Origin of the sequence: Mesorhizobium sp., assembly GCF_017306585.1 — a bacterium.
Taxonomy (GTDB): Bacteria; Pseudomonadota; Alphaproteobacteria; order Rhizobiales; family Rhizobiaceae; genus Mesorhizobium.
Genome location: NZ_JAFKIC010000106.1, coordinates 68150 through 90182 on the forward strand (window position 1 = coordinate 68150; position 22033 = coordinate 90182).

Below are 22033 nucleotides of genomic sequence, written 5' to 3' on the forward strand. Positions count from 1 at the left end.
TCAGCGGAGATAGCTACCGCCATTGACGTCAAGCGTCGCACCGTTCAGCGAGTCTTGGCCGTAGCGCAGCACGAAGGCGACGAGTTCCGCAATTTCTCTGGGTTCGGCCATGTCGCCGATCGGGATGTCATCTATCGCCTCTGCCATGCTATGCGTAGCGATGAACTTCTCTGCCATGTCGGTGCGTACCAAACCGGGGGCTATACAGACTGCAGATGCACCTTCCCGACCGAAGCTGCGAGCGATTGATTTCGTGAGATTGATCATAGCCGCCTTCGCCGCAGCATAAGGCATCGAATCCCGTGCCCCACCGCGCTGACCAGCGCGGCTAGCAATATTCACGATGCGCCCACCGCCCTCGGTTTTGAAATGAAGAACCGCCTCCTTGCAAAGATCGGCGGCGGCGAAGAGATTTACCTGAAACTCCTTCTGCCATAGTGCCTTCCACTCGCCGTGCGAGTTTTCAATCGAAATTTCCGAGCGATTGCCAGCATTGTTGACGAGGCCGTGGATTCGGCCCGCAAAATCAACCGATTTCCGCCAAAGCGCGGATACTCCCTCGTCTTCGTAAAGGTCAGCTTGTACGATGAGACCGTTGCCACCGATCTTGGCCAGCAATTCTTGCGCTTTATCCTCATTCTTCCTGTAGTGAATGATCGGCCTCGCCCCTTCCAACGCAAGTCGCTCTACGACCGCCGCTCCGATCCCACCTGAGGCACCAGTAACCAAGATCGTCTGCCCAAGCAAAGACTGGTCCATGTTCATATCCTTCGTTGATATTCGCCTTCGCAAATCGGTGATCGCACGCAAATCTCCATGGAGTGAGATGCGACCACCATGTTCTTGGTGGGATTCACCTTTTCGGCCAGGGTTTGGCTCACATATTCGGATAGACCGGCCCCTCGCCGCCCTGCGGCGGCACCCAGTTGATGTTCTGGTTGGGGTCCTTGATGTCGCAGGTCTTGCAGTGCACGCAGTTCTGCGCGTTGATGACGTAAACTTGCCTGCCGTCCTTCTCCACCCATTCGTAGACGCCCGCCGGACAGTAGCGGGTCGACGGACCGGCATAGACGTCGAGTTCGGAGGTCTTCTGCAGCTCCGGGTTCTTCACCTGAAGGTGGACCGGCTGGTCTTCCTCGTGGTTGGTGTTCGACAGGAACACCGAGGACAGACGGTCGAAGGTCAGAACGCCATCCGGCTTCGGATAGTCGATCTTCTTGTGCTTGGCCGCCGGCTCCAGCGACTGCGCATCGGTCTTGCCGTGCTTCAGCGTGCCGAAGAAGGAGAAGCCGAGGAGCGTGTTCGTCCACATGTCGAGGCCGCCGAGCGCCACGCCGACCGCAGTGCCGAACTTCGACCACAGCGGCTTGACGTTGCGCACCTTCCTGAGGTCCGAGCCGATGGCGCTGTCGCGCCAGCCCTGCTCGATCTCGATCGGCTCGTCATTGGCGCGGCCACTCGCGATTGCATCCGCGAGCTTTTCGGCGGCGAGCATGCCCGAGAGCACCGCATTGTGGCTGCCCTTAATGCGCGGCACGTTGACGAAGCCCGCCGAGCAGCCGATCAGCGCACCGCCCGGAAACGACAGTTTCGGTACCGACTGGTAGCCGCCCTCGGTGATGGCGCGTGCGCCGTAGGACAAGCGCTTACCGCCTTCGAAGGTGCCGCGGATCGCCGGATGCGTCTTGAAGCGCTGGAATTCCTCGAAGGGGAAGAGATAGGGGTTCTTGTAGTTCAAGTGCACCACGAAGCCGACGGCAACCATGTTGTCTTCGAGGTGATAGAGGAACGAGCCGCCGCCGGTCTTCATGCCGAGCGGCCAGCCGAAGGAGTGCTGCACGAGGCCGGGCTTGTGGTTCTCGGGTTTGACCTGCCAGAGTTCCTTGAGGCCGATGCCGAATTTCTGGGGTTCGCGATCCTTCTGAAGGTCGAACTTCGCGATGAGCTGCTTGGCGAGCGAGCCGCGCACGCCCTCGGAGATCAGCGTGTATTTTCCCAGCAGCGCCATGCCGCGGGTAAAGTTCGGGCCGGGCTCGCCGTTGCGCTCGATGCCCATGTCGCCGGTGGCCACGCCGATGACGGCGCCCTCGTCATTGTAGAGCACCTCGGTCGCGGCAAAGCCGGGATAGATCTCGACGCCGAGCTCTTCCGCCTTGGTGGCGAGCCACCGACAGACATTGCCGAGCGAGACGATGTAGTTGCCGTGGTTGTTCATCAAGGGCGGCATGGCGAAGTTCGGCAGCCGCACCGAGCCGGCCGGGCCGAGCAGCAGGAAATGGTCGTCCTTCACCTCGGTCTTGAACGGATGGCTGTCATCCTCACGCCAGCCGGGCAGCAGGCGGTCGATGCCGATCGGATCCACAACCGCGCCGGACAGGATATGCGCGCCGACTTCCGAACCCTTTTCCAGCACGACGACCGTCAGATCCGGATTGGCCTGCTTCAGCCGGATCGCCGCAGAAAGCCCCGCAGGACCGGCACCTACGATCACCACGTCGAATTCCATACTCTCGCGTTCGGGGAGTTCCGCCGTTTCGGTCATGCGAAGGCCGCCGCGAATCCACGATCGAGGTCGTCGATCAGATCGTTCACATCCTCAAGTCCCACCTGGAGGCGGATGATCGACATCTCGAAATCAGGCCGTCGAACAATTCGGTCGGAGAGGCCCACCTGAACTGCAAGGCTCTCATAGCCACCATAGGAATAGCCAAGGCCAAAGATCTCCAATGCATTCAGGAAACTCTTTGGATCTGCGGCACGCGGCAGGGCGAACGAGAAAAGACTGGAAGAGCCGGAAAAGTCGCGTCGCCAAATTGCGTGACCAGGATTGCCTTCAAGAGCAGGGTGGTAGACCTGCTCGACTTTGGGGTGGCCTTCGAGCCATTTGGCAATGGCAAGCGTTGATTGCTGGTGCGTGTCGAGCCTTCGGCCCATTCCCCGCAATCCGCGGAGGATTTGATATGCGTCATCAGACCCTACGCACATGCCGAGAACCATGTGCCCGCGATTGAGTTTCGGCCAGCATGCCTCGTTGGCGGAGACCGTACCCATCAGAACGTCTGAATGTCCTCCAAAATACTTGGTTGCCGCATGGATTACGATATCCGCGCCGATACCGATGGGCTTGAAAAAGAGGGGCGTCGCCCAGGTGTTGTCGATCATCGTGACGATAGCGCGTTCTTTGCACACCGCGACGATCGCCGGCACATCCTGCATCTCAAAGGTGTTCGAGCCGGGCGTCTCCAAGAACACAACCTTCGTTTCCGGGCGAAACAGAGAGACGATATCTCCGGCGATCAACGGGTCGTAGTATTCGACCGCGACCCCCATTCGCGGCAGCACCTCGTTCGCAAACCGACGGGTCGGGCCATAGACGGAATCCGTGATAAGCACATGATCCCCTGCCGAGAGAAAGGTCAGAAGCGGGACAGAGATCGCGGCCAGTCCGGACGGCACCAAAACTGTTCCGGCAGCACCTTCGAGTTCCGTCAGCGCCGCACAAAGAGCATCAGTCGTCGGCGTGCCATGTGTTGCGTAGGTGTATTTCTGGTTCTCGCTTGCAAGCGTCTCGGCATCCGGAAAAAGAACTGTGGAGGCGCGCACGATCGGCGGGTTGACGAAACCATGAAATGACAGCGGATCATAGCCGGCGTGGCCAAGCTGCGTATTGGTTCCGATTTTCTTGCTCGAGTGCGACATTGAAATTCTCTCCCTGGGATATGGGGTTATCAGGCGAGTTCGGAGGACATGCGAGCCAGGTCCTGCCAAAGACCCTCTGCAAGGCTGCGCCCGACGATAAGTTCGAATCCGCTGTCCTTCACGCGGGTAAGGTGGACGGAAACATGGCCGATCAACGCCACCGTGGAGTTCCCGATGGGAAATGCGGCGGCGTCGAAGTCGACCGCGCTTCCCTTTGCGAGGACGTCCTCGACGGCCGATCCGGCAAGCGATAGGCGAACGCGCCCATGACTCTGGTCAACGGCATAACCTACCGCATGAATACTTGCTTCAAGACTGTCCAGTTCCTCCCGCGCCCAAGCAGTATTCCCGACGAGAAGCCACTCGCCCGGAGCGGCCGGTCGAACCTCGCACTCTTTGTCGGCCGTGAGATCTGCCAGGAGCGGTGCGAGATCACCGGCTCCCCTTCGGGCTAGAATTTGAATGATCGACCCCTCCGGCAAAGCACGAAGATCGACTTGCTTCACGTTGATCGGTCTTAGACCAGCAAGGACGGCCCGATGTTTGATACCAGCCTCAGCCATGGAGTCTTTCACCTTCTGAATCGTAGAAGACCGGGCTGCAAAGCCGGCAGGGAGTGAATTCTTGCTGAAGGCTGTCGTAGGCGATCACCTCTTCCCCATGTCGAGCCGCCCCACGCTTGACCAAGGCCAACCCGATCTTGGAGCCGACATGCGGTGAGAACGCCGTCGAGGTCACATAGCCCTGATCGTTCTCCAGCGTCCACGAAGCATTCTTTTCGAGGATGTGCGCGCCACTCCGGATTGCGGCTTGGTGATCAAGGGGAACGATCCCGACAAGTTGCGGCCGCTCCGGGTCACGGAGGCCCTCGCGCGCCAGCATGTGCTTGCCGATGAAATCCGCTTTGGAAGGTGAGACCATCTTGGCAAAGCCGAGATCAGCCGGAACGACCGTACCGTTAATCTCGCTATGGGTTACATGGCCTTTTTCAATCCTGAGCACGCTGAGCGCCTCGACCCCATAGGGTTGAAGGCCGTGGTTCTGGCCGGCGATCATCAGCGCATCGGCGACGCTCTCGCCGTAACCTGCGGGCACCGCAAGTTCATAGGCAAGTTCCCCTGAGAAGGAGATGCGGAACAGCCGCCCATGAAGTTGACCTTGGAAAAGTGATATCTCCCTAGCGCCGAGGAAAGGAAACGCCGCATTCGACAGGTCTTCATCAACGATCTGCTGCAGGATATTTCGTGACTGGGGTCCAGCAACCGCCATTTGCGCCCAATGGTCGGTAGACGACGAAAGATGAACGTCGAGATTCGGCCATAACACCTGGGCGCAGAATTCGAGATGGTTCAGAACGCCTGCTGCATAGGCTGTCGTGGTGGTGATGAAGAAATGGTCTTCAGAGAACCGGCTGACGGTTCCGTCATCGTAGATCATACCGTCTTCGCGCAGCATGAGGCCGTAGCGCGCTTTCCCGATGGGCAGCTTGCGCAAGCCATTCGAGTACACCCTGTCGAGGAACTCCGCCGCATCTGTTCCGAGGACCTCTATTTTGCCAAGCATGGAAACATCGCAAAGGCCGGCATTCGCCCGAACATTGGTTGCCTCTCGATCGACGCTCTCCCGCCAGGTCGTTTCGTAGTCACGCGGGAACCAGGCGGAGCGATACCATAGACCGGATTCTACAAACACGGCGCCGTGCTTTGCCGCCCAATCGTGGAGCGGCGACTTCCGGACCGGCTGGAAATGCTCCCCATGGTAGGAACCCGCTAGCGATCCGAAGGAGACAGGCGTATAGAACGGGCGAAATGTCGTTGTGCCGACCTCTCTAGGGGACACGCCGCGCGCGTCGGCAAGGAGACCGATCGCGTTCACATTCGACAGCTTGCCCTGATCTGTTGCCATCCCATTCGTCGTGTATCGCTTCGCGTGCTCGACATGGCCATAGCCTTCCTGGACCGCAAGACCGAGATCTCTGTGGTGAACGTCATTCTGAAAATCCACGAAGGCTTTACCGCGGATACGCGGAATCGACCACAAGGCGCGCGCCGGCGGGGCAACAATATCATCCTCGATGGTTCCAAAATCCTGCTGCTCTACGCGAAAACCGAGATCGCCAACGAGACTCGCTGCCTTTGCAGCACCATCGTCCAGACATGCGGCGATCCCGGAAATAGCATTGCAAGAGCCCGCAACGACGAGCCCGCTCAATTCCGGTGCGAGGAATGCCGCATACTGATCAGACCAATCGGGCTTGCCGCCGCGGTGGCAGGCAAGGTGTATGATTGGGCTAAAACCTCCAGCCATTGCCAAGGCATCGACCTTCAGGTTTTCTCTCCGATTGCCGTGCCAGATATCGACTGAAGATAACATCTTGCCGCCGCGGGCGTCCGAAACCACCGCACCGCGGATGACCCGGAATTCACCGAAATATGGCGGGTTCGCGTCATTTCGGCTGTCGATAACGGCAACAACCGGTTGCCCCCTCGCTTCGAGATCGCGCGCAAGAGCATAGCCGCTATCATTCGTCGTGAAGATCGCAGTTCGAGTGCCCGGTGCGATAGCAAAGCGATTCAAATAGGTTCGCATTGCCGTCGCCATCATGACGCCCGGAATGTCATTGCCACCGAAGACGAGCGGGCGTTCCTCCGAGCCGCTGGCCAAGAGCGCCTTCTTGGCAACGATGCGCCAGAGCCTTTCCGCGAGCCGGCCGGCATCGGCAACGCTATCCCCCCTTTGGACACGCTCCACCGCGCCGAAAACGTTACCATCGAACCAACCGAATACGGTCGTACTGGCCAGCACCCGCGCATTGGGGAAGGAGTTCAGCTCGCCCACGGCTTGCCGCACGAATTCCGGGGCTGACACGTCGCCAATCGTTGCGGTTTCCGAAAGAAGCGAGCCGCCAATCATTGCCTGCTCGTCGACGAGCACAACGCGCGCACCTGATCGCGCGGCCGTTAAAGCGGCCGCTATGCCGGTGGGTCCACCGCCGATCACCAAAAGATCGCAATGCGCCCAAGTCTTTTCAAAGCGATCAGGATCCGCTTCGCCCGACGCTTTTCCGAGACCCGCCGCTGTCCGGATCAGCGGTTCGTAGACCATTTCCCAGAACCACGACGGCCGCATGAAGGTTTTGTAGTAGAAACCGGCGCCCAGGAAGGGAGAGAGCAGACCGTTCACCGCGCCAAGGTCGAATTCAAGGGAGGGCCAGCGGTTCTGGCTGGAGGCTTCCAGACCGGCGTACAGCATCTGCGTCGTGGCCCGCGTATTGGGCTCAGAGCGCCCGCCGCGGCCTACCGTAACCAGTGCGTTCGGTTCGGAGGCACCGGCTGTAAGGATGCCGCGCGGACGATGATATTTAAAGCTGCGACCGACAAGTTGACGACCGTTGGCCAGAAGCGCAGATGCCAACGTGTCACCAGCAAAGCCTCGCATCGACTTTCCGTCGAAGGTGAATGCTAGTGGTGCGGCACGGTCGATGAGACCGCCGGCCGGTAGACGATGGGTGCTCATCGAGGGTGTTCTCCTTCGAGCGTAGCATCCCGGCTCGCCTCAATTTCATGGGTTGCAGTGTCGCGGGTGACGATCAGCCAGCGGCGGCATCCGGCCGTATGGTGCCAAAACTCGTCATGACGGCCGCGGGGATTCGTGCGCAAATAGACATACTCGAACCACGTTTCCGGGTTGGCCAGCGTTTCTGGGCGTGGGAGGGCGGCCCCCTTTACCGTGAACTCTTCCTTCGGGCGGCCGCCGCAATGTGGGCAGGGAATAAGACTTGCCATTCGTTCAATCCAGATCGGCAGGGGTTAGTGCAGGTTCGGTTGTGCGCCGCTTCCGGTTTCATCGATCAGATAACCGCGCTCGAAACGGTCGAGCCGGAATGCCGATGCGGTCGCATGCGATGTCCCGCGAGCGAGCAAGTGGGCGAAGCAATAGCCGGATGCCGGCGTCGCCTTGAATCCGCCGTAGCACCAGCCCGCGTTGAGATAGAGATTTTCGATTGGCGCTCGATCGATGATGGGCGAACCGTCCATGGACATGTCCATGATACCCCCCCAGGACCGAAGAATACGAACGCGCGAAAGCGAAGGGATCATCGTCTTCGCCGCCTCCGCGACATGCTCGACGGTCGCCAGATTACCGCGCTGGGCATAGGAATTGTAACCATCGATGTCGCCGCCGAAGACCAAGCCCCCCTTGTCAGATTGCGATATGTAGAAATGCCCCATTCCAAACGATACGACGCAGTCGATGAAGGGTTTCAGTCCCTCTGACACGAAGGCCTGCAACACATGGCTTTCAATCGGAAGTTTGAGGCCCACCATCTCCGCAAGCCTCGACGAATTGCCGGCCGTGGCCAATGCCAGCTTGCCGCAGCCCATGAAGCCGCGGCTGGTCTCGACGCCAACAACTTTTCCATCCTCGCGGCGTATTCCGTTGACCTCGCAATTCTGAATGATGTCGACGCCGCGGCTGTCGGCCCCGCGCGCGTAGCCCCAGGCGACGGCATCGTGGCGAACCGTACCGCCACGGCTCTGGAGGAACCCGCCCAAAATAGGAAAACGCGTGTTGTTGAAGCCGAGGTACGGTGCCATCGACTTCACTGCATCGAGATCGAGCAACATTGCATCGACGCCATGGAGGTGCATGGCGTTTCCCTTCCGAATGAAGGCGTCGCGCTGGCCGTCCGTATGAAAGAGATTGAGCACGCCGCGTTGGGAAACCATCGCGTTGAAATTGAGCTCCCGCTCCAGCCCTTCCCAGAGTTTCAACGAGAATTCGTAGAAAGGATTATTTCCAGGAAGCAAATAGTTCGAGCGGATGATGGTTGTGTTGCGTCCGACATTGCCGGACCCAATGTAGCTCTTTTCCAATACAGCTATGTTCGAGAGCCCGAATTCCTTTGCGAGATAGTAGGCCGTCGCAAGTCCGTGACCGCCACCTCCGACAATGATGACGTCATAATGCGGCTTCGGTTCGGGGCTGCGCCAGGCTGGCTTCCACCATCTGTTACCGAAGAGGCCGTTCGCAAAAATCGAGAGGGCAGAGTAGCGCATCGAAAGATACCGAATATGCTGCGGGGAAATGCAGCGCATCGCATGATGCTGCGATGCGCTGCCGGACATTCGATCAAGCCGGGTTCGAGCCCGCCCAGCCCGAGATCGCCTTGGCTTCGAGGAATTCTTCGATCCCCCAGAGTCCGCCCTCGCGAGCCCGGCCGGATGCCTTCACGCCACCGAACGGCGAACCGGCGCCGCGAGGATTGCCATTCATTTCGATCATCCCGGCGCGGAGTTGCGAGGCGACGCGGTTACGCCTTTCGCCGTCGGTGGATTGGACGTAATTCGACAAGCCATAAGGCGTATCATTAGCGATCCGGACAGCCTCTTCTTCGGTGTCGAAAGGGATGATCGTCAGGACCGGTCCGAAGATTTCTTCCCGTGCGATTGCCATGTCATTGTTGGCGTCGGCAAAGATCGTCGGACGGACGAAGTAGCCCTGTTCATGCCCTTCCGGACGACCGAGACCACCAGCGATGAGACGCGCCCCTTCTTCGATTCCCTTCTGGATCATTTCCTGGACCTTCTGGAACTGCGCCTCCGATGCAAGCGGTCCGATATGGTTGCCAGGCTTGTGGCTGGAATCGACCACGAGGCTTTCCGCAACCGCCTTCGCCTCGTCAACGACGCGATCGTAGATCGACCGCTCTACCAGCATACGCGTTGGCGCATTGCAGCTCTGCCCGGTATTGTTGAAGCAATGGAGGACACCGCGTTTCACCGCTTCCGCGTCCGCGTCGGCAAACACCAAGTTGGCGCCTTTTCCACCAAGTTCGAGGACCACCCGTTTCAGAGTTTCTGCCGCGGTCTTGGAGATCGCGACGCCGGCCCGCGTGGAACCCGTGAAGCTGATCATTTCCACATCGGGATGCGAGGACAGACGCGTGCCTACGCCAGCACCATCGCCATTGACGAGATTGAAGACGCCCTTGGGGAAACCAGCCTGGTCGATATATTCCGCGAACAGCATCGAGGAAAGCGGCGCGATCTCGGAGGGCTTGTGGACCATGGTGCAGCCCGCCAGCAAAGCGGGGATGACTTTGAGAGTCACCTGATTCATCGGCCAGTTCCAGGGAGTGATGAGGCCGACGACGCCGATCGGGTCCATGAGGATGCGGTCGTTGGGAGCATGCGGACCGAGCGGCCGGATGAACTCGAAGTCCTTGAATGCGGTGATGAAGTTCGAGATGTGCCAGGTGCCGGCGCCGACTTGCTTTTCCAGCGCCATGTCGATAGGCGCGCCCATCTCCAGGCTGATTGCCTGGGCCATTTCCGGTGCGCGGCGCTTGTAGATTTCGAGCAAGCGCTCGACCAGCTTGAGACGTTCGGCGGGGGCAGTCTTCGACCAGCTCTCGAACGCACGCTTGGCGACCGCGACCGCCCGGTCGGCGTCGGCGGGGCTACCGATGCTGATAACTGCGCAGGCCTCTTCTGTCGACGGGTCGATAACGGCGAGTTCGCGGGCTTCCAGCGGTGCCACCCATTCGCTATCGATGTAAAACAATTTCTTTTCCAGCATTGCTGTCTCCAATTTTTCGAAAGGAAGGACGTTGCCCGCCGGAAGAGCGGGCATCGATGGCATTAGATAATGAGGTCGATGAGGAACGGTGCCTTCTGCCTGAAGCTCTGCTGCATCAGGTCGGCGCACTCTTCCATTGTGGTCGCGCGTGCGGCCTCGACGCCCATGCCATTTGCCAACTTGATCCAGTCAAGATCGGGGTTCGAGAGGTCAAGCATGCCCATCGCTGTCGGGCCGGGAACGGCGCCGACGTTCTTGTATTCGCCGATCAGGATATTGTACTTCCGGTTATTGAGCAGGATCGTCGTGCAAGGGAGCTTTTCTCGGGCCTGCGTCCAGAGCGACTGCAGGGAATACATCGCGGAGCCGTCTGCCTGCAGGCTGATAACCCTTCGATCACCGCCACCGGCGACCGCTGCGCCGGTGGAGACCGGAAGGCCGTCGCCGATCGCGCCGCCGCCAAGGTTCAGCCAGTCGTGAGCTGGGGCATTGTGCGTGAGCTTATAGAAGTCGCGGCCATAGGAGATGCTCTCGTTGGAAACGATCGAGTTTTCGGGCATCAGGGCCGCGAGGGTGACGGCCAGGTTTTCCTGTGTCGTGGCTCCACGCGCGGGTTCGGGGCGCGGACCCACATCCGGGATCGCCACCTCGGGAGCACCGAGTTCATCGACAAGCGCCTGCAGCGCCGCTACTGAATCTTGGTCGAAACGGGAGAGTACGTGGATCTGGGCATTCGACGGATACTGCGTCGAGGGCTTGCCCGGATAAGCGAAGAAGCCAACCGGCGCTTTTGCGTTCACCAGAACGATATGCTGATACTGTCCCAGCGCCTGTATTGCGGCGTCAGTCCCGTACGGCACGCGCTCAAGCGCTAGGCGGCCACGGCCGCGCTGCATGTGACCATTGGTATAGGTCGCGAGCAGATGGGCCCCCGTCGCCTCGGCGACCCGCCATGCAAGAATCTGAGAGGGAGCCAGCGTCGCCTGATCCGCAAGAAGGATCAAGACATTACGGTTCGAGCGAAGGACGCGTGCAACGTTTTCGACCGCATGGGGGTCGATCGGCGGAGCGGCTGGAACAGGAAGCGCATCAGCCACCACGCCACCCGGGTTCCACGAAGCATCGGCGGGGAGAATGAGAGTCGAAATCTGACCGGAAACGGCGCGGGCATTCTGAACTGCAACCGCCGCATCACGACCTACCTCTGCAACGTCGGTGCTTGTACGAACCCAATGCGAGACAGTCCGCGCCATTCCTTCGGTATCGGCCGTCAGCGGCGCATCGAACGGGCGATGATATGTCGCCTGATCACCGACGATGTTCACGATGCCAGCGCGGGCGCGCCGAGCATTGTGGAGATTGCCCATACCGTTCGCCAGACCGGGACCGCAATGGAGCAGTGTTGAAGCCGGCTTGCGCGCAATCCGGTAGTAGCCGTCGGCCATACCAGTAACGATGTTCTCCTGAAGGCCGAGAACGCAATGCATGCCGGGGATGCGATCGAGCGCTCCGACGAAGTGCATTTCGCTGGTGCCAGGATTGGCGAAGCATGTGTCGACGCCGGAATTCAAGAGGGTATGAACCAGGCTTTCAGCGCCGTTCATCTGATTGGTGGCTGCTTGTGAGGACATATTTCTGCACCTGTTAGTTACGACAAAGGGTTGTAGTGGTAATAGGGAAATCGTTGCGGGGAGAACGGCGCGATCGGGACGCTCGGCTCTCGGCCGGCGACAAGATCCGCGACGATCTCCGCGGTTCTGGGCGCCGCCGTCATGCCGCCCCAGTCATTGAGAAGGTAGTTGCATAGCGCTTCGTCATCGCCAATCACCTGACCCGACGAAGTCTTGCCGCCCACAAGCTGACGCCAGTCGACGAAAGCGTAGAACGTACCGGCCGGTGCCTCGCATGCAAGATTCGGAATGGTGGCGAGTTCCGCCATCACGAGATCACGGCGTTTGCGGTATTCGCTGAGATACTGCTTGACGCTTTCCTGTGGCCCGGTCAGCGCTTCCGCTGCTGCGGCCTGCGCGATGGAGCAGGTGCAAGAGGTGGATTGGCTGAGAACCGCACGAATCGCCTTCATCAGCGGCGCCGGACCGCCGCCATAGCCGATGCGCCAGCCCGTCATCGCATAGGCCTTGGACACACCGTTCACGGTCAGGATCCGGTCGCGCAGATCTGGCCGTAGCTGAGCCGGGGTGACGAAGGGCTCATCCTGATAGATGAGATGCTCGTACATATCATCGACCATGAACCAGACCTGCGGATGGCGTGCGAGCACATCGAGGATAGGTTCGTAGTCTTCCTTGCGATAGATCGAGCCGGTCGGGTTGGACGGCGAGTTGATCAACAACCAGCGGGTACGCGGCGTGATGGCCCGTTCCAGATCTTCTGCCCGCAGGCGGAACCCATCTTCGGACCGTGTTTGCAAAATGATCGGCGTCGCGCCCATCATCTCGACGATGTCGCTGTAGCTTACCCAGTAGGGCGCCGGAAGAATTACCTCGTCGCCAGCCTGGATCGTCGCGAAGAATGCGCTGAACAGGAGCATCTTCGCGCCGGTCGTGACGACGATCTCTTCCGGCGTGAAATCGAGCCCGTTTTCGCGTTTGAACTTTTCGCGCACGGCAGCCTTGATCGCGGGCGAGCCATCGAGCGCGGTATAGTGAGTATCCCCGGCGCGCATCGCCTTGATCGCCGCTTCCTGAATATTCTCAGGTGTATCGAAATCCGGCTCGCCGACATGAAGACCCACGATGTCGCGGCCCTGGCGGCTGAGTTCTGCCGTCGCGGCCATCATGCGAGAGATCGCCGAAGGTCCGACCTTCGACAAGGCGTTCGACGGCTTGAACACCGCGGCGGCCGAAGTATGGATATCTGCCATTGTTAGTTCCTCTTCCAATTCATGGGATACTTCTGCGTACATTCGCCATCGACTGAGATGACGGAACGCTTGACTTTTGATGCGCTCTCATGGCCTCGGCGCCTATCGGAGGGCTGAGGACGCGTGTCGGTGTTCAGGGCTCGGCCGTCGGCGGCCAGACCGTTCAGAATGAGCTCGCAATACTCCATCGCGAAGGAGGAGGCGGGACGGCCATGCCCTGGCTTGAACCAGCGAACCATCCAGTTCAGCATCGAGAGGATCGCGCGGCTTATCGACCGGGAATCCGTATTTCGATAGCGGCCGGATTCGATGCCTGCGAGCACGATCCGTCGAAGAAGCTCTTCGTAGGCGTCGCGCAGTTCCTGCGCTTCTTCGAGCAGCCCACCATTCTCCATGCCGCCGTAGCCCACCAACATCGTGACGAAGCCATGGTAATGCGCTTCGAAGTAGTCGGCGTGTGCCGTCATAAAGCGGCAAAGAGCCTCCGGGGCCTCGTCGTCACCATCAACAGCGATATTTACAGCTTCAAGAAGGCCCTTGAGCGTCCGGACGATGATAGCCTCGTATATTTCCTTCTTGTTCGGGAAGTAATGGTAGATCGCGGCCTTGGTGACGCCGACCGCTTCCGCGACACTTCCTAACGAAGTCCCATCGAAGCCCTCCCGCGCGAACAGTTCGGCGGCTTCGTCCAGAATCTTGCCGCGTGCATTCTCCATCGTGGGTGGACGGCCCTGGCGGCGAACGCGCTCCTTCTGCATCAGAGCTACTTTCGGGTCGTCGCCGGGATACCGGCAACTACGCCCATCTCCAAAAGCTGATCGACCCGATCTGCGCTCAGATCCAGCTCGGCCTGAAGGACTTGGCGGGTATGCTCGCCGACCTCGGGTGGAAGTGTCGGCGGAGCAAACGGACTTTCCGACATGCGCAACGGGCTGCGCACGGAGCGGAAGGTGCCGATCCTTTCGGAAGGAACCGAAACGACAGTGTCCCGAAGGATTGCAACATCGCTAGCGAACGCCTGGCCGACAGTGCGAAGCTCGCCAGCCGGGACTCCGACGGCGCGAAGTTCGGCGAGAAGCTCATGCAGTTTACGATCGCGCAACTTGTCCTCGATGATCGGCAGTAACTCATCACGCGCCTCGGTTCGTCCTTTATTGGTGACGAACCGCTCATCCATCGCGAGATCCGGCAGACCGATGATCTTGCAGAACCGCCGGAACTGTTCGTCGTTTCCGACTGCGAGTGCAATTCGGCCATCGACGCAATCGAACAGTTGATATGGTACGATGCTCGGATGAGCGTTGCCATAGCGCAACGCTTCTCTTCCGGTATTGAGATGACCCGACGCGACGTTGGCCAACATGAACATCGCGCTGTCGGTCAGGCTGATGTCGAGCCACTGGCCCTTTCCGGTGCGTTCGCGCATAAACAGGGCAGCGAGAATTGCTTGCACGGCATTCATGCCCGATATGAGATCGATGAAGGCGACACCGAGCCGCATCGGCTCGCCATCCTTTTCGCCCGTAATCGACATGAATCCAGATTCAGCCTGGATAATGAAGTCGTAACCCGGACGCTCCTCCAGCTCGTGACCGCGGCCATAACCCGATATGGAACAATAGATGAGCCGAGGGTTGATGTCCTTCAGATCGTCATAGGTGAGCTTGAATTTCTTGAGCGAGGCCGGGCGGAAGTTCTCGATCAGGACATCGCTCTTTTTTGCGAGTTCAATGATCAGATCTCTTCCTTCCGGCTTGCCGATGTCGATCGCAACGCTCTTCTTGTTGCGATTTGCGCCCAGATAGTAGGTTGAAACACCCTCCACAGCCGGCGGCATCCACGTCCGGGTGTCGTCCCCGGTTCCAGGTTGCTCAATCTTCAGCACGTCAGCACCGAGATCACCCAACGTCATTGTTGCCCAGGGGCCGGCCAAAACGCGAGACAGGTCGAGAACCTTGATTCCGTTCAGTGCGACGCTCATCGGAAACGCGATCCTTCCTCTATCCGTTTCAACAAAATATCGGAGAAAGGCCTACGCGGATAAGGCGGGGCAGCTCTTCTCCTCACGGTGAATCGAGCCGCTTAATGCACCAGACTGCTCGGGCGGAAGCGACCTAATTACTTACCGTCCGAACAGTATATAACTGATAGCGGCATGTCAATCGCCATGCCGCTCAGAATTTAGTGTCTTGGAGGCTACACGATAGCGTTGTGGCGCACCGCACAACCGGAGCCGCGGACGGCCTAGGAGGAAGTGTGTAAGGTTTTGGAGATAAACTTTTTGAAGCGGTCCGGTGCAGCTTCAGAGAAGAGTTTTGCGGGCGGCGCGTCCGCGATGAGCGTACCCTTTTCCAGAAAAATGATGCGGTTCGAAACCTCCCGTGCGAAATTGATCTCGTGGGTGACAATGAGCATTGTTCGTCCCTCTTTAGCCAGATCTCGAATGACCTTCAGGACCTCCCCGACAAGCTCCGGGTCTAGCGCCGATGTCGGCTCATCGAACAGGATGGCTGCTGGCCGCTGAGCAAGCGCCCTTGCAATCGCTGCGCGTTGCTGCTGCCCGCCCGATAGGTGTCTGGGGTAACTGTTGGCTTTGTCGGAAAGCCCCACCTTCGCCAACAGTGACATTGCTTCGTCCACACATTCCGTTTTTGAACGCTTCTGAACATGGACCGGCGCTTCAATGACGTTTTCGAGGATCGACATGTGTGGCCATAGATTGAAGCCTTGGAACACCATCGCGACGTCTGACCGAATCCGGTCGAGCTGTTTTCGATCCGCGGGACGGGTTCCATTCTTGGTCGTTCGCATGGCGATTTCCTCGCCCCGGATGGCGATTGTTCCCGCGCTCGGGGTTTCGAGCATGTTGATGCACCGGAGCATTGTGGACTTGCCAGAGCCCGACGATCCAAGGATCGAGACCACCTCTCCTTCATGTGCTTCGAACGTGATGCCCTTTAGCACCTCAAGATCGCCAAAGTTTTTATGGAGGTCGCGAATGGAAATTACGGGAACGTTATTCGTCTCGATTGACGTCATGGCCGCGCCTCAATGTTTGTTTTGACGGGGAGATCGCGCTGATGCGGTGACAGACGGTATTCAAGTAGAGCGATCAGGCGGGTTATTATGAAGTTGAGCGTCAGATAAATTGCACCAGCGACGATAAACACTTCGAAAGCGCGAAATGTCTGGGAGATTAGCTCCGCAGCTATACCAGTTACTTCCATGATGGTGATGGTGGAAGCGAGGGAAGTTGCTTTTACCGCGAGAATGACTTCATTGCCGTAGGCTGGCAAAGCCTGCCGGAATGCGATCGGAAGGATGATGCGCCTGTACAGTAGAAAACCGGACATGCCGCAAGCCCTTGCCGCCTCAATCAATCCGGCCGAAACGGACTTTAGCCCTCCGCGGATGATCTCACTTCCATAGGCGCCGACGCTAAGCACTAGAGCAGTGATGGCGCACCAGTAAGGTTCACGGAAAAACGGCCAGACACCCCAACTCTGGAGTTCGTGACGGAACTGTCCGAGGCCGTAGTAGATGATGAACATCTGCAGGAGGAGCGGCGAGCCGCGTATGCAAAAGACGAAAAAGGCAACGCATTGGGAAGCGACGGGGACCCGCAGGTGCGCAACAATCGCCAGGGCTGTTGCCAGGACTGTCCCGACAAGTATCGCCGTTGCGGCCAATTCGAGCGTAATAGGCAAACCGGCAATGAGCCTGACGAAAGCCTGCCAGAGAAAACCGAAATCGATCACTGTTTAGCCCCCCATCCTGCACGCAGAGCGATACTCGGCGAAGCGGAAGAGAAGCGACGAGACCACGGTGATTGTCAGATAGAGCAGTCCAGCCGTGATAAAGAACTCAAACGGTCGGCGCGTTGAACCCGAAGCCATTTGAGCTTGCCGAAGCAGTTCCACAAGCCCGACGACCGAGATGAGGGCCGTCTCTTTCAGGGCCAATTGCCATGTGTTGCCGAGGCCCGGCAATGCGTAGTGCAGTACCTGTGGTGCAACGACGCGCCTGAACAGTAGCCAACGGCCCATGCCAACCGCATGAGCCGCCTCGATACTGCCCTTGGCGACAGTGTTGAAAGCGCCTCTAAGCACTTCAGCTTGATAAGCGGCAGAAATGATCCCGATCGCGAGAACCCCAGTAGCGAACGTAGGCATTCCAACAAAACCGTTCGCCCCGAAGAAGCCGGCGAAGGTCGACAAAAGTGAGTTTCCGCCGAAGTAGAGTAGATAGATGACCAGAAGATCAGGCACGCCTCGCAGTGTGGTCGTGTAAGCGTCGGCGACGCCACGAGCCAAACGGATTGGTGACATTTTTGCCCAGGCAACGAGGCTGCCAAGAATAGACCCGATGAGGAACCCCAAAACGGCGATAGCGGACGTGACGCCCGCGCCAGCGATGAGGACACGACCCCATCCTCCTTCACCAAAACCAACAAGATCAGTGTAATTCATGCAGCCAACCCACAGCTTGTCCAATACAATGCGCATTTTCAGAAATTACGGATGTGAAGGGCACAGTGGCGGCCTGATCGAATTGGGGATAGCCCAATTGTCGAACTACGAGACACCTGCACGGCCGCGCTCCCTCAGCCACGCTCCTCCAGCGGCATCACAGTTCGCACAAAATATTTTTATTGCAAGGAATCTTTTTTTTAGATACAAAGTTTTTGTTCGATTGAAGTTTGGACGCGTCGAGAAAGTGTGCCAGGTCAATCAGACAGTCCGTCGGACGACCGTATGTCGGCGTCGCCAGCCGCCGGCGGTCATCACGGAATTGCATAAATATTTACATCCGTTAAAAGTTTTCAGCGCGTTGAAACTCAAAACGGTGTGAGGCCATGATCAATCAAAAGTCTGGGGGGAGGCATGCAGGAATGGGCTTGCGGGAGCGCCAACGCCTAATAAGGCGGGAGAACATTCTCGCTGCGGCGAGTGATTTGTTCGCGGCACACAGCTTCAATGAGGTTAGTCTCGAAGCCGTCGCCGCGCGCGCTACCGTCTCCGTCCCCACCATCTACTCCTTTTTCAAATCGAAGCACGATCTGCTGCTAGGCTTGCTTGAGGAGGACAGGCATATCCTTGAGCCGAATTTGGCGCGCGTTGTGGAGCGGCTGCCAAACGATCCTGTCCAGGCGATGGTGCTGATCGCCAAATCGGTCCTTTTGGATGGATATGATATTTCAAGAAAAGGCGTGTGGAGGGAGATCCTGGGGGCATCGATACACATGGGCCCTGAGCAGCGCAGCCAGTTCCGTGAGCTCCTCTCGATTACTGCAAAACATGTGCGTGTCGCTTTGAACAAGCTTCGTGGGACAGGCTCGATCCATGATGATGTTGATCTGGATAGCGCAGCCCGCATTATCCATAGCGTCATACGGCACGTATTTGTCCTTTACATAACCAGTGAGGAAGCAACGGTCGATGATCTCACCGCCATGCTTGAAGAAGACCTGAAGACTGTCCTGTTTGGCATTGCGATAAGAGCTTAGCCCCTACGCATCCGCAAATCATGGATATCAAGACCTTGGATGGGGTCCGTAAAGGTCTCACCAGGAGCGGTGCATCTGTGCGTTTTTTCTGACGCCCTGCATGGATGTACGTGAAGGCAACGCAACAACATTCACACTGAGGAGGACTATCGATGAAAAAATTCTTGTCCAATCTACTTATCGTAGGGGCCTTTGTACTCCCCACGATGCCGGCGCATGCCGGGGAGTGGAAGAAGATCGTGATCGGCATGGACGTCAGTTATGCTCCCTGGGCATATACCGATGCCAACGGCAAATTCCTGGGATACGAAGTCGACCTCGCGAATGACCTCTGCAAACGCATGGAGGTCGAATGCGAACTCACATCGCAGCCTTGGGATACGATCATTCCCAGCCTGCAGGCCGGGAAGTTCGACGCCATCATCGCGGGAATGAACATCACGGAGGAGCGGCTGAAGGAGATCGATTTCTCTGTCTCTTATGCGGCGAGCCCGCGCGCTTTCCTGACGACGAAGTCGAGCAAATTCGCAAATCTTCCGCTTGGCGAATCCATCCTTGATCTGGAAAAGGACGCCGATTCCGCGACCAAGCAGATCGACGCGGTCCGCTCCGAACTCCCTGGCTCGACGCTCGGCGTGCTGACCGCTTCCGCCAACACCCTCTTCGTCGAGAAGAACTTCGCCGACGTCGCGGAGATTCGGCAATACAAGACAGCCGAACAATACGTACTCGACCTCCAAGCCGGCCGCATTGATATCGCTTTCGATACACTGCCCTACCTGATGGGTGTTCTCAAGGGCGCGGATGGCGGCGATATGGTTGTCGTCGGGCCGAAGCTTGCGGGCGGCCTGCTAGGTGCTGGCGCCGGCGTTGGCCTTCGCAAGAGCGATGCGGATCTCAAAGCAATGTTCAACAAGGCTATTGAGGACGCGAAGAAGGACGGAACGATCAAGGCGCTCACCATCAAATGGTTCGGCGCGGATCTTTCGCCGACGTAAACTTGCAGAATATTCCTTCAGACCGCATGTCGTCTTTACATACCGACTAGTCGCTTAATAATTCAAACTCAATGGAGATGATTCTTCATGTATTTCAACTTAAACCGACGGGCATTTTTCGCAGTAACTGCGCTTTGCCTGACATCCCTGACCGCTCTGGAAGCCACGGCCGCAGCCGACGTCTTGCCGTCGACAATCGCCGGAAAGGGTGAACTTGCGATTGGTCTCGAGTCGACCTATCCCCCCTTTAATTTTCAGGATGAATCCGGCAATCTCGTCGGGTTCGAGGTCGATTTTGCTAACGATCTCTGCAAGAGGCTCGGACTGACGCCTAGATATGTGCCGACACAGTTTGACGGCATTCTCGCGGCTCTCGCGTCTGGTAGGCTCGACGTCGTGATCAATCAGATCACCATCACTCCGGAACGTCAGAAGAACTACGATTTCTCGGTTCCATACACGATCACCAAGATCCAGATGGTCACTCGGAAAGAACTCGCAGCCGAGCTGACGGCACCTGAAAAGCTTTCAGGGCGCGCCGTTGGCGCGGTGCTCGGCACGAACTTCGAGCAATGGGTTCGTGCCAACGTCCCTGACGCGGACGTCAAGACCTACGACCTCGACGCCACCATGTATCGCGATTTGAAGGCGGGCCGGATCGACGTGGCCCTCAACGACACGATGGTCGCGGCGAGTCTGATCAAAAAAGCCGATTCGGGCTTCGTCACGGCGGGCGAACCGTTCGCCCCCCAAGAGCAGGCGGTCGCAATGCGAAAAGAACCGGCACTGAAAGCTGCCATCGACAAAGCCATCGAAGAAATGAAAGCCGACGGCACTTTGACGGCCATGTCGATCAAATGGCTCGGTGTCGATGTCTCGAAGTGAGACTGTGCGTTCCTACCATCAAGCAGGAGAGCTGCGAATGCAGCTCTCCACAAAGAAAGTGAATGAAGATGACGATGATACCCAACTCCAATGAAGCGCGGGATATTGCGTACCACTTCCACGCCTATACTGACGCCCGGAAGCATGAAGCGACGACGCCGCTTATCATTGACCGGGCTGAGGGGGCTTACGTCTACGACAGCAACGGGAAGCGCTACCTTGAAGGCATGGCCGGCCTTTGGAGCGTCGCCGTCGGCTTCGGCGAGCGGCGTCTCGTGCAAGCCGCTGCACGGCAGATGGAACGCCTGAGCTTTGGCCACAATTTTACTAGCCGGACGCATATGCCGGCGATCGATCTTGCGGAAAAGCTAGTAGAGATCGCCCCGGTCCCGATGAGCAAGGTGTTCTTCACGAATTCCGGTTCCGAAGCCAATGATACCGCAATCAAGATGATCTGGTACAGGTCGAATGCGCTCGGCCAGTCCCAGCGGAAAAAGCTTATTGCCCGAGAACGCGCCTATCATGGTGTCACGCTGGCCTCGGGCAGCCTGACCGCTTTCTCCTACAATCACGAATCCTTCGACATGCCCATTGCCAACGTCCTACGTACGGGCAGCCCCCATTTCTGGCGCGATGCGGAACCTGGTGAAAGCGAAGAGGATTTTGCATCCAGAAGGGCGAACGAACTGGAGAAGCTGATCCTCGATGAAGGTCCGGAGACAATCGCTGCCTTCTTCGGCGAGCCGGTCCTCGGCGCCGGAGGTGTTGTCGTTCCTCCGCGGACCTACTGGGAGAAGATTCAGGCCGTTCTGCGGAAATACGATATACTGTTGGTCGCTGACGAGGTCGTGTGCGGCTTCGGCCGAACCGGTAACATGTTCGGTTCCCAGACGTACGATATCAAACCGGACATTATGGTTCTCTCGAAGGCGCTCTCCTCGTCATACCTTCCGATTTCCGCTCTGCTCGTGAATGACAAGGTGTACCAACCGATTGCTGATGAGAGCCATCGCATAGGCACCTTCGGCCACGGCTTTACCGGCGGTGCGCATCCGGTTGCGGCGGCCGTGGCACTCGAAAACATCGCCGTCATCGAAGATCGCGACCTCGTCGGCAACGCATCACGCGTCGGTCAATACCTGCGTGACGGCCTGCAACGTTTCTCGGATCATCCGTTGGTGGGAGAGGTTCGTGGCGTTGGATTGGTCGCCGCCGTGGAACTGTTCAAGCAGAATTTCCCAAATGCAGCCGGCCTCAAGAACGGAGAACTGGGCGCCAAGGCAAATGCGTATCTCGCCGAGGAGGGCGTGCTTTTGCGCGCAGCCGTCGACGCGCTCACGATTTGCCCGCCTCTCACGATCACCGTGGGGGACGCAGACTTCTTAATCGAGAAGATCGGCAAGGTTCTCAATCGAGTTACAGCGGAACTCGCCGCATAGCGTACGCGAAATACGGATGGCAGACCACGACAGCGTAGCG

General features: G+C 58.3%; 19 protein-coding genes. 4 read left to right on the forward strand and 15 right to left on the reverse strand.

Annotation, left to right across the window (positions count from 1 at the left end; genetic code table 11):
- From J0I79_RS03980 to J0I79_RS04050, 15 genes are all read right to left on the reverse strand, one after another.
- On the reverse strand, positions 1-765 hold the full coding sequence (locus J0I79_RS03980) for an SDR family oxidoreductase (protein ID WP_137934785.1): 765 nt from the start codon (positions 763-765) through the stop codon (positions 1-3).
- Positions 766-877: 112 nt separating this feature from the next.
- The gene (locus J0I79_RS03985) at positions 878-2542 is read right to left on the reverse strand and encodes an electron transfer flavoprotein-ubiquinone oxidoreductase (protein WP_137934786.1); all 1665 of its coding nucleotides are present in this window, start codon (positions 2540-2542) and stop codon (positions 878-880) included.
- Complete coding sequence (metC, locus tag J0I79_RS03990; protein ID WP_137934787.1) at positions 2539-3699, reverse strand: cystathionine beta-lyase; 1161 nt, start codon at positions 3697-3699, stop codon at positions 2539-2541. The genes J0I79_RS03985 and metC overlap by 4 nt, the downstream gene beginning before the upstream one ends.
- Before the next feature lie 29 nt (positions 3700-3728).
- Positions 3729-4262 (reverse strand): sarcosine oxidase subunit gamma family protein, encoded by a 534-nt coding sequence (locus tag J0I79_RS03995; protein ID WP_137934788.1) that lies wholly within the window; start codon positions 4260-4262, stop codon positions 3729-3731.
- Positions 4255-7215 carry a sarcosine oxidase subunit alpha family protein gene (locus tag J0I79_RS04000; protein ID WP_151652874.1) on the reverse strand — a complete coding sequence of 987 codons (2961 nt, stop codon included), beginning with the start codon at positions 7213-7215 and terminating at the stop codon, positions 4255-4257. Before J0I79_RS04000 ends, J0I79_RS03995 begins: the two co-directional genes overlap by 8 nt.
- Positions 7212-7484, reverse strand: a complete 273-nt coding sequence (locus J0I79_RS04005) for a sarcosine oxidase subunit delta (RefSeq protein WP_137934790.1) — start codon at positions 7482-7484, stop codon at positions 7212-7214. The genes J0I79_RS04000 and J0I79_RS04005 overlap by 4 nt, the downstream gene beginning before the upstream one ends.
- A 24-nt stretch (positions 7485-7508) precedes the next feature.
- Positions 7509-8759, reverse strand: a complete 1251-nt coding sequence (locus J0I79_RS04010) for a sarcosine oxidase subunit beta family protein (protein ID WP_137934800.1) — start codon at positions 8757-8759, stop codon at positions 7509-7511.
- Between the two features lie 73 nt (positions 8760-8832).
- Positions 8833-10281 carry an aldehyde dehydrogenase family protein gene (locus tag J0I79_RS04015; protein WP_137934791.1) on the reverse strand — a complete coding sequence of 483 codons (1449 nt, stop codon included), beginning with the start codon at positions 10279-10281 and terminating at the stop codon, positions 8833-8835.
- Between the two features lie 62 nt (positions 10282-10343).
- A complete protein-coding gene (locus J0I79_RS04020) occupies positions 10344-11912 on the reverse strand; it encodes an acetolactate synthase large subunit (protein WP_292855361.1) in 1569 nt (522 codons plus the stop codon).
- Positions 11913-11929: 17 nt separating this feature from the next.
- On the reverse strand, positions 11930-13165 hold the full coding sequence (locus tag J0I79_RS04025; RefSeq protein ID WP_292855362.1) for an aminotransferase class I/II-fold pyridoxal phosphate-dependent enzyme: 1236 nt from the start codon (positions 13163-13165) through the stop codon (positions 11930-11932).
- Positions 13166-13167: 2 nt separating this feature from the next.
- On the reverse strand, positions 13168-13923 hold the full coding sequence (locus tag J0I79_RS04030) for a TetR/AcrR family transcriptional regulator (protein ID WP_081988879.1): 756 nt from the start codon (positions 13921-13923) through the stop codon (positions 13168-13170).
- A gap of 5 nt (positions 13924-13928) precedes the next feature.
- Positions 13929-15146, reverse strand: a complete 1218-nt coding sequence (locus J0I79_RS04035) for a CaiB/BaiF CoA-transferase family protein (protein ID WP_067938298.1) — start codon at positions 15144-15146, stop codon at positions 13929-13931.
- A 263-nt stretch (positions 15147-15409) separates the two neighbouring features.
- Complete coding sequence (locus tag J0I79_RS04040) at positions 15410-16204, reverse strand: ATP-binding cassette domain-containing protein (RefSeq protein ID WP_093744154.1); 795 nt, start codon at positions 16202-16204, stop codon at positions 15410-15412.
- Positions 16201-16920: an ABC transporter permease gene (locus tag J0I79_RS04045; protein ID WP_093744157.1), complete on the reverse strand. Its 720-nt coding sequence runs from the start codon at positions 16918-16920 to the stop codon at positions 16201-16203. Before J0I79_RS04045 ends, J0I79_RS04040 begins: the two co-directional genes overlap by 4 nt.
- 6 nt (positions 16921-16926) lie before the next feature.
- Positions 16927-17634, reverse strand: coding sequence for an ABC transporter permease subunit (locus J0I79_RS04050; RefSeq protein WP_137935350.1), 708 nt, complete (start codon positions 17632-17634; stop codon positions 16927-16929).
- A 386-nt stretch (positions 17635-18020) separates the two neighbouring features.
- Here J0I79_RS04050 and J0I79_RS04055 point away from each other — a divergent pair, with 386 nt between their 5' ends.
- The 4 genes from J0I79_RS04055 to J0I79_RS04070 all read left to right on the forward strand — a co-directional run bounded on the left by J0I79_RS04055 (position 18021) and on the right by J0I79_RS04070 (position 21993).
- Complete coding sequence (locus tag J0I79_RS04055) at positions 18021-18671, forward strand: TetR/AcrR family transcriptional regulator (protein WP_151652876.1); 651 nt, start codon at positions 18021-18023, stop codon at positions 18669-18671.
- Positions 18672-18823: 152 nt separating this feature from the next.
- On the forward strand, positions 18824-19669 hold the full coding sequence (locus J0I79_RS04060; RefSeq protein ID WP_137935352.1) for a transporter substrate-binding domain-containing protein: 846 nt from the start codon (positions 18824-18826) through the stop codon (positions 19667-19669).
- A gap of 87 nt (positions 19670-19756) precedes the next feature.
- Positions 19757-20554: a cystine ABC transporter substrate-binding protein gene (gene tcyJ / locus J0I79_RS04065; protein WP_137935353.1), complete on the forward strand. Its 798-nt coding sequence runs from the start codon at positions 19757-19759 to the stop codon at positions 20552-20554.
- A gap of 68 nt (positions 20555-20622) precedes the next feature.
- On the forward strand, positions 20623-21993 hold the full coding sequence (locus tag J0I79_RS04070; protein ID WP_033967567.1) for an aspartate aminotransferase family protein: 1371 nt from the start codon (positions 20623-20625) through the stop codon (positions 21991-21993).
- The last annotated feature ends 40 nt before the right edge of the window (positions 21994-22033 follow it).

Bases quoted from the DNA above. Each gene is read 5' to 3' on its own strand.
- J0I79_RS03980 (WP_137934785.1), bottom strand. From the start codon at position 765: ATGAACATGGACCAGTCTTTGCTTGGGCAGACGATCTTGGTTACTGGT.
- J0I79_RS03985 (WP_137934786.1), bottom strand. From the start codon at position 2,542: ATGACCGAAACGGCGGAACTCCCCGAACGCGAGAGTATGGAATTCGAC.
- metC (WP_137934787.1), bottom strand. From the start codon at position 3,699: ATGTCGCACTCGAGCAAGAAAATCGGAACCAATACGCAGCTTGGCCAC.
- J0I79_RS03995 (WP_137934788.1), bottom strand. From the start codon at position 4,262: ATGGCTGAGGCTGGTATCAAACATCGGGCCGTCCTTGCTGGTCTAAGA.
- J0I79_RS04000 (WP_151652874.1), bottom strand. From the start codon at position 7,215: ATGAGCACCCATCGTCTACCGGCCGGCGGTCTCATCGACCGTGCCGCA.
- J0I79_RS04005 (WP_137934790.1), bottom strand. From the start codon at position 7,484: ATGGCAAGTCTTATTCCCTGCCCACATTGCGGCGGCCGCCCGAAGGAA.
- J0I79_RS04010 (WP_137934800.1), bottom strand. From the start codon at position 8,759: ATGCGCTACTCTGCCCTCTCGATTTTTGCGAACGGCCTCTTCGGTAAC.
- J0I79_RS04015 (WP_137934791.1), bottom strand. From the start codon at position 10,281: ATGCTGGAAAAGAAATTGTTTTACATCGATAGCGAATGGGTGGCACCG.
- J0I79_RS04020 (WP_292855361.1), bottom strand. From the start codon at position 11,912: ATGTCCTCACAAGCAGCCACCAATCAGATGAACGGCGCTGAAAGCCTG.
- J0I79_RS04025 (WP_292855362.1), bottom strand. From the start codon at position 13,165: ATGGCAGATATCCATACTTCGGCCGCCGCGGTGTTCAAGCCGTCGAAC.
- J0I79_RS04030 (WP_081988879.1), bottom strand. From the start codon at position 13,923: ATGCAGAAGGAGCGCGTTCGCCGCCAGGGCCGTCCACCCACGATGGAG.
- J0I79_RS04035 (WP_067938298.1), bottom strand. From the start codon at position 15,146: ATGAGCGTCGCACTGAACGGAATCAAGGTTCTCGACCTGTCTCGCGTT.
- J0I79_RS04040 (WP_093744154.1), bottom strand. From the start codon at position 16,204: ATGACGTCAATCGAGACGAATAACGTTCCCGTAATTTCCATTCGCGAC.
- J0I79_RS04050 (WP_137935350.1), bottom strand. From the start codon at position 17,634: ATGAATTACACTGATCTTGTTGGTTTTGGTGAAGGAGGATGGGGTCGT.
- J0I79_RS04055 (WP_151652876.1), top strand. From the start codon at position 18,021: ATGATCAATCAAAAGTCTGGGGGGAGGCATGCAGGAATGGGCTTGCGG.
- J0I79_RS04060 (WP_137935352.1), top strand. From the start codon at position 18,824: ATGAAAAAATTCTTGTCCAATCTACTTATCGTAGGGGCCTTTGTACTC.
- tcyJ (WP_137935353.1), top strand. From the start codon at position 19,757: ATGTATTTCAACTTAAACCGACGGGCATTTTTCGCAGTAACTGCGCTT.
- J0I79_RS04070 (WP_033967567.1), top strand. From the start codon at position 20,623: ATGACGATGATACCCAACTCCAATGAAGCGCGGGATATTGCGTACCAC.